This window comes from Bacteroides sp. GM023 (genome assembly GCF_014750685.1).
In the GTDB taxonomy this organism is placed as follows: domain Bacteria; phylum Bacteroidota; class Bacteroidia; order Bacteroidales; family Bacteroidaceae; genus Bacteroides.
Genome location: NZ_JAAXGE010000005.1, coordinates 623892 through 637401, shown reverse-complemented (window position 1 = coordinate 637401; position 13510 = coordinate 623892). Strand labels below are relative to the sequence as shown.

The following is a 13510-nucleotide window of genomic DNA, read 5'->3' as shown; positions in this document are numbered from 1 at the left end:
GATTAATCAAACAGCTCTTTCTCCGGCAGCCAACAAGTCGAATCGTACGTCACGCCCCCGACACGCCTGTCCACAGGAACAGCAGGGTCATGTGATTCCGTGCAAGGCAGATAGCGACCGCTCACAGGATCATAGGCAAAAGTAACCATGCCGCCTAGTCCGAGATGCTTGAATTTCACTTTGTCTACATACACACGGGTGACGCCGACTTCCTTATCACGCTCTACCACAATACCATAGTCAGCCTTATTGTAAAAGTCGGCCGAACCATTGATGTCGTACATCTCCACACGCGGAGTAGAATTTGTCACCGGGTTGCGGTTCATCTTTCGGGGATGGGCAACGAGTATCACCAGGCAATTATACTGCACGGCAAATTCCGTGAATTTATTCAACAAGTTGGAAAGGTATTGCGTCTCCGTCTGCCCCGGTTGCGGAGCATGGTCAAAGCGGTTCAGAGGGTCGAGCACGAGGATGCGGCATCCCCGGCGGACAACAAGCTCACGTGCCTTGCCAAGTACCCGTTCCGGCGTGACATTCCCCTTCAAGGAAATATGCGATACATTTTCGGTCAGAAATTCTTCCGCCTGCATCATAAGCCCTTCCGACATACCGTAACTTCGCTGAAAACGATGGGCGGTCAGTTTCTCAATCAACTTTCGGTGATGATAGACGATAGGGATATTCTCCGGGCTGAAAAAAGCAATTTTCCATTGATGGCGCAGGCAAAGCCGCAATACCAGTTCGTCGAGCCATTCGGATTTTCCTGCACCGGGCATTCCTGTGATTACTGCGAAACGTCCACGCTCGTACGTGCAGATGTCATCCATTTCCTTCCAACCCGTATCCGCACCGGGACCGAAACCATTGTCGAAAAGAGCCAGCAAGTCACCATGCAGGTCGGCAGCCGTGAAAACACCCTCGAGAGGGACTTCCGCAGCCTGTTCGATGGCGATACGAAGACTCGAAATCCCATATTTGCAGAGATGTTCATTCGCATCTTTGCACTCCGGGCCGTAAGTCACGACGCGGCATCGTTCAGCCCCCAGGCGGTTGATAAGCTCGTCACGCAGTTTCAGTCCGGCAGAATCCGTGTCTACGGCAATGATAATTTCTTTCAAATCCTCAAAGTGGGTTTCCATGAAACGGTCGAGCCAGGAAAGGTTCGAGTTGGCACCGGCGGGAACGGAGATTACGCTTTTGAATCCGGCGGCGATAGAAGAGGCGGCGTCCAGTTCACCTTCATGGATAATGCAGGAAGTCTGCCCCAATACGGAGTCGATGTTGTAGGGAATCAGTTCGGCTCCCTGCACCATTTTGAAATGCTTTTCGTTGATGCCACGAAATTTCGTGTTTATCAGTTGCTCTCCCTCGAAATAGTTGAAGCAGATACAACGTTCGTTCTTGGCAGATTGTGGCATATATTCATCCTGCTCTGTGATACGCAGCGCAGCGATAACGGATTGCGGGATGCAGCGGGTTTCGACCAGCCAACGCTCCGTGGCTTCGGAAAGCACGGTTTTAGAGGAATCAAATACAGGACGCTGAAAGTGTTGCGGGATAGCGGCCGCACGACGCTGGCGGGCTGCACGGTGTTCGGCTTTTTCGCGTTCTTCGTTATCGTCGGGGACGTAGAAGTCGGCTCCGCAGTGGTAACAGTGGCAATGCCCTGTGTCGATATTGACACGCAGAGAGTGGTCGCGTTTATTGTGCCTTGTAGGGAGACATTTATTACAAATTGTTTTCACGACACCGCTCGTTCTTCGGCGAATATCGACATCATAACTGGCAAAATTTCTCATAATTTTTTATTCGTTTTCAATATATTTTTAGTTGTTTGTCCGATGCTAAAAGCAAGAGGGCAATGGGACGGACAAACATGAAAGTCTAAGTAAATAGATTCAGGGCATCGGCTTGGAATACCATTGAACATAGAGGAAAGATACGCCATACATGGGTATAGCATATGTCAAGCGTGGGCACAGCGTACGCCAAGTGCGGGTACAGCGTTCGCCAAGCGTGGGCACAGCGTTCGCCAAGCGTGGGCACAACGTACGCCAAGCGTGGGCACAGCATACGCCAAGCGTGGGCGCAACAACGATAAGCCTACGTCCATGAACAGACAAAAACCAACGTCAATGTCCCCATCTTTTCCTCACCTCATCCCACACCGCCGAGCCGTCCGGCCGTGGCGGTGCGTCATTCGGGATGAGATGTCCCAGATACGTCCGCTGCCCGTCCACCGTGCTCTCAAAACGGTTCATGTTCTTGTTTTCCCGCAGTTTGATTTCCTGCAATAACGCTTCACGCAACTTGCCGCAGGTGATGGAACCGGCAGCGATATAATTAGAGAAATAACGCTTCACGTCATCGTAGAACAGCAGTTCGTTTTCTTTCCCGTAGAGCCGGATATGACCTTTGAACAGTTTGATAATCTCTTTCTGATGATCGAGAAAAAGCCGTCCCAAGCCGGAACGTTGCCCTGCCAGTTCCATATACAGTTGCGAATCGGCAAGCCTGTCCACCAAGACTTCCCACGGCACAACAGGCTGCAATGGGCGTTGCCCTTCTTCATCCACCGAACGGATTCGTATCCCGGACGTAGCAGGAACAGAGGTGGAGACAGGAGTAGTGACGGTCTTCGTTATCGGAACACAAGCATTGGCGACAGGAGCATCGACAACTTCCACCGGGGAAATACAGGTAGTGACAACAGCAGCAACAGTCTCCGCCACCGGCATCGTCCGCGTATTACTGCTGTTGGTTACAACAGTAGTAATACTTCTCTTCTCCTCTTCTCTCTTCTCTTGGGTTTCGTTGGGTTTTTGCCCCTTGCTGGCGGGCGTTTCAGAAGATTTCACAGGCTTCCTCGGACGCCCCCCTTTTTTACCATTTTCGGTATCCATGCGCCACTTCTCTTCAAGCCGTTTCATCACCCTGTCCAGATAAGGAGCCCGAAAAGTTTGCCGTTCCTCGTTCACCTCAAAAAGATGATAGTCGCGGAGCACATGTTCCATCATTGCCAAGTCCAGTTCATAGCGTCGGGCAAAGGCTTTCAGCAGAAGCGGCGTGCAGGAAGCCTCGTAATTGTCCTTCGTGCGCAGATGAAGCAGCAACATTACATAGATTCCGATAGCTTGCGCGGCATCCAATTCCGCCATCATGCCGGCGATATTATCGTCGTTCAATAAATTTACTTCCAAGTTAAAATACTGGTCTTTTTTCATTATTTCTTCCAATTTTTAAAATTATTCGACAAAACCACACCCTTTCCGGCGAGGTAACTTAGTGAGCACGAAGGTCTATAAAACGTCTGGAATACACTTCTTCATAAATGAAGAGAATTTTTAATAAACTTTTAAAGAACTTTGCGCCAGAATTTTAACAACTAAAAAAAATATGGCTAATTCAAAAAAAATTCTTAATGATGACGAAGTAGTACGCCAAGTACTACAAAGATGTATCCACCTTTCTTTCGGTCGCCTCATTCGTTACGTGCGTACCATCTCTCCCCTGTCACACCAGAAAGTGCAGGAGGTGACAACGGTCAACTCAGCCGAAGCATGGCGGATGGAAAACTTGGGGAATTACAACATAATCTCCTATGCGCAAGCGTTCAATGCGCATCTCAAGGAGATAAAATGTAAATTCTACCCGCTGATTCTATGCAGCCTGATTATCCGGGCACTGCAAAGCGGCAAATGTCTTGTCGTGACAACCGTAGACTACAGCGAAATCAAGAACTATGACAAGCGTCAGATTATTCTTCAGCAGCAAGTAGACGAAGAAGAATTGAAAAGACGGGCGGCACAAAAGCCTCCCAAACATATGAACGGTGCGAAATCCGAACAAGATAAAGAGAATAAGAAACAAGAGAAAGAGAATGGGAAACAAAAGAAAGATAAAGAAAAACGGCACAAAGAGAAAGATGGACAGAACAAAAAGAAAAATGAAACGAAGAAAGCATCGTCCGGCAAAAAGAAGCCGCAAAAAAAGTAGGGTTTCTCATAAGTTTTATTACCTTTGTGGCATAGCCAGGGGCTGATAAATGACTAAAGTAAAAACATGAACAACAGTGAAGATATTAGCAGTCAACCGATAAAAGCACTTATTGTATTCAGGGAAAATGGAGACACGGACAATCTGTTCGTCCCGATTCTGTGCGATGCCATCAAAATGGCCGGTATCGACGTGCGATGTTCCACCAAGGAATTTTGGAACTCAGATACGGATTATGACATCATCCACTTTCAGTGGCCGGAAGAAGTGGTAGGCTGGACGTGCGATGACCCCGATGTCGTCCGGCGACTGGAAGAACGAATCCGTTTCTTCCGCTCACGAGGGACGCGCTTCGTCTACACACGCCACAACGTACGCCCGCACTACGCCAATGCAGTAATCAGCCAGGCGTATGACATCATCGAGTCCGAAAGCGATGTCGTGGTGCACATGGGGCAGTTCAGCCGCAATGAGTTCATTGCCAGGTATCCCGACAGCCGCAATGTCGTGATTCCGCACCACATCTACCAATATACGTATAATGAAGATATCAGCGTGGAACGTGCCCGACAGTATCTCAACTTGTCGCAGAACGCATTCATCGTCACCGCCTTCGGCAAGTTCCGCAACCGGGAAGAAATAGACATGGTGCTCGGCGCGTTCCGGGAATGGAACGAGCCACGCAAGATGCTTCTCGCCCCGCGCCTCTATCCTTTCTCGAAGAGCAACAAGTATGGCAGCAATCTCTTCAAGCGATGGGCCTCGCGCATCGGGTATTACCTGCTCATCCCCCTGCTCAACCGCTGGATGAAGCTGAAGGCCGGAGCCAACGACGAACTGATAGACAACTGCGACCTGCCTTATTATATGGCAGCCTCGGACGTGATACTTATCCAACGAAAAGATATACTCAACTCCGGCAACGTCCCCCTCGCCTTCCTCTACCGCAAAGTAGTGGTGGGGCCCAACGTGGGGAATATCGGCGAACTGCTGACCGAAACCGGCAACCCCACCTTTGATCCCGACAACAGGAGAAGCATTATCCTGTCGCTCGAATCCGCCCGCCGTCTCGCCCTGTGGGGAGAAGGGGAAATGAATTATACCTACGCCATGGAGAACATGAACATCCAGAAGGTAGGAAAAGAGTATGCACAAACTTATAAACAAGCAATAAATGGCTAACAATATCAAACGCCAGCTATTTTCAGGAGTATTCTACACGGCACTGGCCAAATACAGCGGTGTCGTCATCTCTCTCGTCGTAGCAGGTGTACTGGCACGCCTCCTTTCGCCGGACGACTTCGGCATAGTGGCCATCGCCACCGTTATCATCGCTTTCTTCAATCTTTTCACGGACATGGGGGTATCGCCCGCCATCATCCAGCACAAATCGCTGACGGGGAACGACCTGTCGGACATTTTCTCGTTCACCGTGTGGACGGGCATCGGCATCAGCGTGCTCTTCTTCGGCGCTTCGTGGCTCATCGCCGACTATTACGAAAGCGACATCCTGCGGACGCTCTGCCAACTGCTGTCTGTCAACCTTTTTTTCGCATCCGCCACCATCGTTCCGGGTGCATTGTTCTATCGCAACAAAGAGTTTAAGTTTATCGCCCTGCGCAGTTTTATCATACAGATTTCGGCAGGCGCCGCCGCCGTGACCGCCGCCCTCTGCGGAGCAGGATTGTACGCGTTGATTATCAACCCGATTGTATCGAGCATACTGATATTCATCATTTCTTACCAGCGCTACCCGCAACGGTTGCGCTTCACGCTGGGACTGGGTGTGCTCCGAAAAATATTTTCTTACTCCGCCTACCAATTCCTGTTCAACGTCATCAATTACTTCAGCCGTAATCTTGATAAATTGCTGATTGGTAAATATATGGGTATGTCTCCCCTCGGCTATTACGAAAAATCTTACCGACTGATGATGCTGCCCTTGCAGAACATCACGCAAGTGATTACGCCCGTGATGCACCCCATCTTCAGCGATTTTCAGAACGACAAGGCGAAGTTGGCGACGTCCTACGAACGGATTCTCCGTTTTCTTTCTTTCATCGGACTGCCTCTCAGCGTGTTGTTGTTTTTTACGGCGCAAGAGGTGACACTGATTATTTTCGGTGACCAGTGGTTGCCATCCGTACCCGTCTTCCGGATATTGGCTCTCTCGGTGGGGGTTCAGATTATTCTTTCTTCTTCCGGCTCCATCTTTCAGGCGGCAGGAGACACGCGGAGTTTGTTCGTATGCGGCGTGTTCTCGTCCGTGCTCAACGTGGCGGGCATGCTGCTCGGCATTTTCTATTTCGGCACACTGACGGCAGTGGCAACTTGCATCGTGGCAACGTTTACCATCAACTTCATGCAGTGCTACTGGCAGATGTACCGGGTGACTTTCAGGAGAAGTGTTTTGACGTTCGTTCGTCAGCTTATTTCTCCGTTGGTGGTGAGTCTGCTGATGGCGGCAGCCCTCGTCCCCATGCAATATGCATTGGAAGGGATGAATATTTTTTTGACAATTATTGCCAAAGGTATCGTTAGTTTTATTATCTTTGGCACTTACATACAAATGACGCACGAGTACGATATGATCGGAAAATTGCGTTCGTTGAGAAAAAAAATCTAAAACAATGAACATACGAGACGTTTTCATAACGCTGCGTTATAAGTTAAAATACGGTAGTACGGTAGAGTGGTACAATTTCTGGTACATCGTTCTACGTAAAAAGGGGAAAATCATACCGCAAGTGGCCTCTATTGACGAAACGATACGCAAAATTATCGACGACCGCTGTTCCGTCAGCCGCTTTGGCGACGGGGAAGTGTTGCTCACCAGTCCGGAAAAGGCGATACGGTTCCAGAAAGGTGACGCGCAATTGGCGAAAAGGTTGACCGAAGTAATCAGAAGTCAGGAGGAAGGACATATTGTATGCATCTCCGACGCGTTCAGCGACCTATACCGCTACAACCGTAAAAGCCGCCGGTTCTGGAGAACTCATTTTTATTTGTATGGTTCATGGTGGGATCATTTGCTGGTGTCCGGACGAAAGTATTATAATACGTTCGTCACCCGCCCGTATATGGATTTTGCCCGCAAAGAGGATTCCGCCCGATGGTTTCGCGACATGAAAGGCATTTGGGACGACCGGGACATCATCTTTATAGAAGGGGAAAAAAGCCGGCTCGGAGTAGGAAACGACCTCTTCGACAACGCTCGGAGCATACGACGCATCCTCTGTCCGCCCAGAGACGCGTTCGACCGCCTGGAGGACATCAGGCAGGAAGCCCGCAAACTGGAGAAGGAAGCGCTATTTCTGATTGCCCTCGGTCCGACGGCCACCGTGCTAGCCTATGATTTGTTTAAAGACGGCTATCAGGCTATCGACGTCGGCCATGTGGATGTGGAATACGAATGGTGGCGAATGGGAGCCACGAAGAAAGTGAAACTGGAACGAAAATATGTAAACGAAACTGCCATAGGCAGTGAAGTAGGTGATGCCGGTGATGAATATCGAAAACAAATTATCGCCCGAATCGTTTGAGAATAGAAAAAGACATTATAAACAATATAGTTGAATACAGAGAAAAAAGAACGAATGAAAGCCCTTTTCCTTATATTTCACGGTTTCAATGAGGCTAACGGAATTAGTAAGAAGATACATTATCAGGTAAAAGCCCTCAGAGAATGTAATGTGGATGTGCGTTTGTGTCATTATGACGTCACCCCCCACGGCGAACGGCGTTGGATGGTGAATGATGAGGTGATTGCCGATTTCGGGACAGGACTCACCGCCAAAGTGTGGAAACGAGTCTACTACTCCCCCATCATCAGCTATGCCCGCAAAGAAAACATCGACTTTGTATATATCCGGTCATATCATAATGCCAGTCCTTTCACCCTGCGACTGGTGAAGCGGCTGAAACGTACAGGAGCTAAGGTGGTGATGGAAATCCCGACATATCCTTACGACCAGGAGTACGTCACCCGCGCCATGAAATTTAATCTCGCCATCGACCGTTGCTTCCGCCGCCAGCTCGCAAAGCTCCTGGACGGAATAGTCACCTTCTCCAATGAAGAAGAAATCTTTGGCGGGCATACCATACGTATCTCAAACGGAATAGATTTTGAAGCCATCCCGATGAAGCGCCGCCAGAATGACATCTCAAAAGAGTTGCATCTCATCGGAGTGGCGGAGGTGCATTACTGGCACGGATTCGACCGCCTTGTGCGCGGTATGGCGGAATACTACCGGAACAACCCGGAGTATAAGGTGTACTTTCACATCGTAGGCCCGCTATCCGGCGAACGGGAACGGGAAAGCATTTTGCCTGTCATACGCGATCATCATCTGGAACAATATATACTCTTACACGGCCCTATGCACGGTGAGGAACTGGACGCTCAGTTTGAAATGGCGGATTTTGCCATCGGCAGTCTGGGACGTCACCGCAGCGGAATCACGTACATCAAAACACTGAAAAACCGTGAATATGCCGCACGCGGGTTTGCGTTCACATATTCGGAAATGGATGAGGATTTTGACCGTATGCCCTATGTATGGAAAGTGCCACCCGATGAATCTCCCATTGATATTCAAGGGCTGATCGACTTTTGCAATGCGGGGGATATGACGCCCGAGGAAATACGGGAATCTGCCCGCCCGCTATCATGGAAAGCGCAAATGCAGAAAGTGATTGACGCGATTGACTTTAAAATATAATCAACATAACACAGTATTAACAAACAATATTCTATAAAAAAATGAAGATAGCCTACTGTATTCCTTCGCTCGACTACCCTAGCGGCATGGAACGGGTATTGTCACTAAAAGCAAATTACTTTGCCGAAGTGTTCGGTTATGAAATACACATCTTTCTCACAGACGGTGAAGGGCGAAAGCCATACTACCCACTTCATCCGTCTATCACTGTTCACCAACTGGACATCAATTATTCTCATGTGGATAATTTGCCTCTTTATAAAAAGATTCCTCAATACATGGCGAAGCAAAAGTTGTTTAAAAACAAACTTGACGAATGCCTGCACCGGATTAAACCGGATATCACGATCTCCTTGCTCCGCCGGGATATCAACTTCATCAACAAACTGACGGATGGAAGTATCAAGCTGGGGGAAATTCACTTCAACAAGTCCAACTACCGGGATTTCAGCAACAGCCGGTTGCCGGCTTTCATACGGGCTATCGTCAGAAAATGTTGGAGAATCCAGCTCATACGCCAACTCCGCCAACTGAAACGTTTCATCGTCCTCAGCCATGAGGATGCCCGCGAATGGACTGAACTGAGCAATGTGGAAGTGATTTACAACCCACTCCCCTTTTTCCCTGAAAAAGTATCCGACGGCAGCAACAAGCAAGTGATAGCCGCCGGACGTTACGTACCGCAAAAAGGATTCGACCGGCTCATCCCGGCTTGGCAACTCGTTGCCAAAAAGCATCCGGACTGGGTATTGCGCATCTACGGGGATGGTATGCGGGAGCAACTTCAACAGCAAATTGATTCGTTGGGAATCACCGAGAGCTGTATCCTCGAACCTACCGTCTCGAATATCGTGGATAAATATTGCGAAAGTTCCATTTTCGTTCTCTCATCCCGTTTTGAGGGGTTCGGGATGGTGATTATCGAAGCGATGGCGTGTGGCGTGCCGCCCGTATCGTTCACCTGCCCGTGCGGACCACGGGATATTATTGACGACGGAAAAGACGGATTACTGGTGGAAGACGGCAACATAAAGGAGATGGCGGAAAAGATCTGCTATCTGATAGAAAATGAAGAAACCCGCAAAGAGATGGGACGGCAGGCACGCATTGATGTGCAACGATTTAAAACAGAGAACATTGGCAATCAATGGAAGCAATTGTTTGAAAGCCTTGTGCCTGATCCGAAAACAAATTAAATCATTCAACCATGAAAATCGCATACTACTTACCCTCACTTTATGCTCCCGGCGGACTGGAGCGTATTGTCACTTTCAAGGCAAACTATCTTGCCGAGCATTGTGAAGGGTATGAAGTGTATATCATCACGTCTGAACAACGGGACAGGGAAATCCATTTCGCTCTTTCGCCCAAAGTGAAACATATAGACATTGACGTGGCATTTGACTGGCCTTTCAACCAGTCGACGATAAGTAAATTACTGAAATATCCGTTTCGTTATCATAAGTTCCGCAAGCGTTTTACCCGTCTGTTGATGGATATACGCCCGGACATCACGCTTTCAACCATACGGCGGGAGGTGAAATTTATTCATTCTATCGCTGATGGCAGCAAGAAGGTCGGTGAATTTCACGTCACACGCTATTCTTACGGCGTGGGCAAAGGGGGATTCTTCGGAAATCTATTACAAAAGAGATGGGAAAAAGAATTGCAGAAGAATCTGCAACAGTTAGACAAATTTGTAGTTCTCACACATGAAGAAGCAACATTCTGGCCTGATTTGGAGAATATCTGTGTGATTCCCAATCCTATTATTACGCCGACCGACCGTTTCTCGGATTGCAGCGCCCGGCAAATCATTGCCGCTGGGAGATATGCTCCCCAAAAGGGATTTGATATACTGATAGAGGCATGGAAGATCGTTTCTAAAAAGCATCCTTCGTGGATACTGCGCATCTACGGTGACGGCGCGTTGAGAGATTCTTTTCAGCAACGAATAAACGATTTGGAGATGACCGGCTCATGCATACTGGAACATACCGTACCCAATATCACGGACAAGTATTGCGAAAGTTCCATCTTCGTCTTATCCTCTCGTTTTGAAGGTTTCGGAATGGTTATCACCGAAGCAATGTCATGCGGCGTGCCACCTGTTTCTTTCGACTGTCCTTGCGGGCCAAAGGATATTATTGACGACGGAAAAGACGGCCTGCTGGTCGAAAACGGGAATATAGAAAAGCTGGCGGAGAAAATCTCCTGGCTGATAGAGAATGAAAACATACGGATGGAGATGGGGCAACAGGCACGTATCAACGCACAGCGATTCCGGATGGAGAATATTGTTGAACATTGGAAACTGTTGTTTGAGGAGTTAACCTCTGACAATCAATCACCTCAAAAATCATAAATCAAAAACTCATGGAATGGTATTCTAAGTATTTACAGGTATATGAGAAACCTTTTGCGGAAGCTCCGCAATCCGTTATCGAGGAAGTTCGCCGCAATCTGGCCGGATTGCAGAGTAACGAACCGCTTGTCACTGTATCGCTCATCGGATACAATGAGGAAAAGCATCTGCTCGCCTGCCTGTGGTCGCTGAGTGAGATGAAATGTAAATACCCCGTGGAAATCATCGGCGTGGATAATGAATCGAAAGACCGCACAGCCGAAATATACGAAGCATGCGGGGTGCCATACTTCACGGAAACGCAGCATAGCTGTGGCTTTGCGCGACTCTGCGGACTGAACCAAGCTCGCGGAAAATATCATATCAACATAGACTCTGACACTATGTATCCGCCGAAGTATGTGGAAACGATGGTGGATGAGCTTGAAAAGCCGGGTGTGGTGGCTGTAAGTTCGCTTTGGAGTTATATCCCGGACAAGGATCACTCGTGGTTGGGACTGAAGTTTTATGAGTCTGCCCGCGACCTGCATTTGTGGATGCAGTCTTTCAAACGTCCCGAACTTAGTGTGCGCGGACTGGTGTTTGCCTACCGCACGGAGTATGCACGGAAAACTGGAATCCGCACGGATATTATACGGGGCGAGGACGGGTATCTGGCATTGCAACTGAAGCAGTTCGGAAAGATTGCATTTGTGCGCAAACGGAAGGCACGTGCCGTGACAGGATATGGCACTGTGGGAGCTGACGGAAGTCTATTCAATAGTTTTAAAGTACGTGTCGTCAGTCGCTTGAAGGGAATCGGAGGTCTTTTTACCAAAAAGAAAGAGTATAAGGATGAGGAGAGTAATCTTGTGAAGAAGAAATAAGGAGGAACATTCAATAGAAAAAGAAAGAGATGAAAGCCTATGTGTAGGAAATTTAATATTGGTATCATTCTATGTATAATCGTCAGCTTGACTATGTCCGGTTGTATCCGTAAGATTAATCTTTATCAGGATGGTAAGGATGGAGAGGGAAATGACAACAACGACCAGAGGCGGGATGTCATCTGCGAAACGGAATTTATGTATCCTTTTAGCAGTGAAACTGTCAACAAAGAGGTAGAAATTACGATTCATCTGAAAACCGACAGAACGGTATCGTATCTATATGCAGAAATACCACCATTAAAATATAATAAAGACTGGCTGTTTATGATGACACAGGACGATTGTATGCAGTCGGCTTTTTCATACACGTGGGCAGCGATTCACGGCAAACCTCTATCTTACAGTTACAATTGTGACCTGGCTCATCTGCAAAACGGTGACTTACCGAGTGACAGTTATTCACTGGGAAAGACATTGGCAAGTACCGACGGAACGAGACGGGAAGACGGAACGGGACGGGAAGTAAGATTCTCTTTCGGAACAACGGTGGCTGCCGAATGGGATTTCATGAATGCCACTACTTGGGTACAAAAAGGATATACAAGAAATGATTTTCGATTTTACAAAAAAGATGGATTAGTATGGGGCAACTTGCAGGAAATGACAAACTATGGTGTAGGTATCGCTTTCCATGACTTGAAAGTCACGAAAGAGGAGAAAACGGTGGAAAGGCTAAAGGAGCACTTTTGTGTCGCCCAGAACATTATGCGCAAAAAGCTAAACAATCGTGTCTGCAAAATGCTTGCAGAACCCAACAGGGACAAAATGTATATCGAAGCTGCCATGCAACATAACCCTGTCAGAACCATATGCGCGCAAAGCGAAGCAATAAAGCTATATCCATTCCAAGAAAATAGGGATTTTGAAAAGGTAGTGATCGAAAGGGCGTTCTACGATCCGCCCCAAGGCAGCGGACTGACAAATCCGGATATGATTAAAGCTGCTATCCTCGAAGAATTAAAGCTCCCCAAAGAAGAACGGGCTGCTATCTCCATAGGTGCACACAACACGGATACCGGATGGGTGGATTTTCTGGTGTGGCTCAACGACACGTATGGACGGGATGGCGACGATTCGATGTGGTTCGCCAACCAAGAGGAGTATTATGAGTATTACTATTACCGGCTGAACTGTAAACCGAATATTGAAAAAGTGGATACGCATACGTGGAAGCTGACTTTGAGTATGAACGGGGAAAATAATTTCTATTATCCATCTGTCACTGTCAATATTCTCGGACTTAAAGTTGAAGATATAGAAAGCTTGGAATCGAATGAAGATGTCACCGGTCTTTCTTACGGTGACCATGCAGGAAATCTCATGCTGAATATTGACTGCCGGACATTTTTAGTTGCACATGCCGAAAACTTCGTAAAACGATATGAAGCGAATACGACAGATGCTTCTGCCAAAGCAGATGCTTTCTATTTTGTGAGTATGCTGAAAGAATCCGAAACGAAAAATGAATTGTTGCAGCGAGTTGAATAAAATCCATT

Annotated in this window: 11 protein-coding genes; 9 read left to right on the top strand and 2 right to left on the bottom strand. The window is 47.9% G+C overall.

The features are described from left to right. Positions 1 to 2: 2 nt before the first annotated feature. Positions 3 to 1802, bottom strand: coding sequence for a bifunctional DNA primase/helicase (locus HC965_RS13445; RefSeq protein WP_191031929.1), 1800 nt, complete (start codon positions 1800 to 1802; stop codon positions 3 to 5). Positions 1803 to 2135: 333 nt separating this feature from the next. Further along, positions 2136 to 3227 (bottom strand): Lin1244/Lin1753 domain-containing protein, encoded by a 1092-nt coding sequence (locus HC965_RS13440; RefSeq protein ID WP_191031928.1) that lies wholly within the window; start codon positions 3225 to 3227, stop codon positions 2136 to 2138. A 172-nt stretch (positions 3228 to 3399) separates the two neighbouring features. On the opposite strand from HC965_RS13440, the gene HC965_RS13435 reads away from it, so the two are divergent. From HC965_RS13435 to HC965_RS13395, 9 genes are all read left to right on the top strand, one after another. Then, positions 3400 to 3999, top strand: coding sequence for a hypothetical protein (locus tag HC965_RS13435; protein WP_191031927.1), 600 nt, complete (start codon positions 3400 to 3402; stop codon positions 3997 to 3999). A 66-nt stretch (positions 4000 to 4065) separates the two neighbouring features. After that, a complete protein-coding gene (locus HC965_RS13430; RefSeq protein ID WP_191031926.1) occupies positions 4066 to 5181 on the top strand; it encodes a glycosyltransferase family 1 protein in 1116 nt (371 codons plus the stop codon). Further along, positions 5174 to 6625 (top strand): lipopolysaccharide biosynthesis protein, encoded by a 1452-nt coding sequence (locus HC965_RS13425; RefSeq protein WP_191031925.1) that lies wholly within the window; start codon positions 5174 to 5176, stop codon positions 6623 to 6625. The genes HC965_RS13430 and HC965_RS13425 overlap by 8 nt, the downstream gene beginning before the upstream one ends. A gap of 4 nt (positions 6626 to 6629) precedes the next feature. After that, entirely contained in the window at positions 6630 to 7541 is a 912-nt protein-coding gene (locus HC965_RS13420) for an SP_1767 family glycosyltransferase (protein ID WP_191031924.1), read from the top strand. A gap of 54 nt (positions 7542 to 7595) precedes the next feature. Beyond that, positions 7596 to 8720 carry a glycosyltransferase family 1 protein gene (locus tag HC965_RS13415; RefSeq protein WP_191031923.1) on the top strand — a complete coding sequence of 375 codons (1125 nt, stop codon included), beginning with the start codon at positions 7596 to 7598 and terminating at the stop codon, positions 8718 to 8720. 41 nt (positions 8721 to 8761) lie between these two features. Next, positions 8762 to 9916, top strand: a complete 1155-nt coding sequence (locus HC965_RS13410) for a glycosyltransferase family 4 protein (RefSeq protein ID WP_191031922.1) — start codon at positions 8762 to 8764, stop codon at positions 9914 to 9916. 11 nt (positions 9917 to 9927) lie between these two features. Further along, entirely contained in the window at positions 9928 to 11085 is a 1158-nt protein-coding gene (locus tag HC965_RS13405; protein WP_191031921.1) for a glycosyltransferase family 4 protein, read from the top strand. Between the two features lie 11 nt (positions 11086 to 11096). Then, positions 11097 to 11951 carry a glycosyltransferase family A protein gene (locus HC965_RS13400; RefSeq protein WP_191031920.1) on the top strand — a complete coding sequence of 285 codons (855 nt, stop codon included), beginning with the start codon at positions 11097 to 11099 and terminating at the stop codon, positions 11949 to 11951. A gap of 39 nt (positions 11952 to 11990) precedes the next feature. Continuing rightward, a complete protein-coding gene (locus tag HC965_RS13395; RefSeq protein WP_191031919.1) occupies positions 11991 to 13502 on the top strand; it encodes a hypothetical protein in 1512 nt (503 codons plus the stop codon). Positions 13503 to 13510: the final 8 nt, after the last annotated feature.

What these genes read in the sequence shown, in the direction of transcription:
- HC965_RS13445 (WP_191031929.1), bottom strand. Translation starts at nt 1,802, where the DNA reads ATGAGAAATTTTGCCAGTTATGATGTCGATATTCGCCGAAGAACGAGC.
- HC965_RS13440 (WP_191031928.1), bottom strand. Translation starts at nt 3,227, where the DNA reads ATGAAAAAAGACCAGTATTTTAACTTGGAAGTAAATTTATTGAACGAC.
- HC965_RS13435 (WP_191031927.1), top strand. Translation starts at nt 3,400, where the DNA reads ATGGCTAATTCAAAAAAAATTCTTAATGATGACGAAGTAGTACGCCAA.
- HC965_RS13430 (WP_191031926.1), top strand. Translation starts at nt 4,066, where the DNA reads ATGAACAACAGTGAAGATATTAGCAGTCAACCGATAAAAGCACTTATT.
- HC965_RS13425 (WP_191031925.1), top strand. Translation starts at nt 5,174, where the DNA reads ATGGCTAACAATATCAAACGCCAGCTATTTTCAGGAGTATTCTACACG.
- HC965_RS13420 (WP_191031924.1), top strand. Translation starts at nt 6,630, where the DNA reads ATGAACATACGAGACGTTTTCATAACGCTGCGTTATAAGTTAAAATAC.
- HC965_RS13415 (WP_191031923.1), top strand. Translation starts at nt 7,596, where the DNA reads ATGAAAGCCCTTTTCCTTATATTTCACGGTTTCAATGAGGCTAACGGA.
- HC965_RS13410 (WP_191031922.1), top strand. Translation starts at nt 8,762, where the DNA reads ATGAAGATAGCCTACTGTATTCCTTCGCTCGACTACCCTAGCGGCATG.
- HC965_RS13405 (WP_191031921.1), top strand. Translation starts at nt 9,928, where the DNA reads ATGAAAATCGCATACTACTTACCCTCACTTTATGCTCCCGGCGGACTG.
- HC965_RS13400 (WP_191031920.1), top strand. Translation starts at nt 11,097, where the DNA reads ATGGAATGGTATTCTAAGTATTTACAGGTATATGAGAAACCTTTTGCG.
- HC965_RS13395 (WP_191031919.1), top strand. Translation starts at nt 11,991, where the DNA reads ATGTGTAGGAAATTTAATATTGGTATCATTCTATGTATAATCGTCAGC.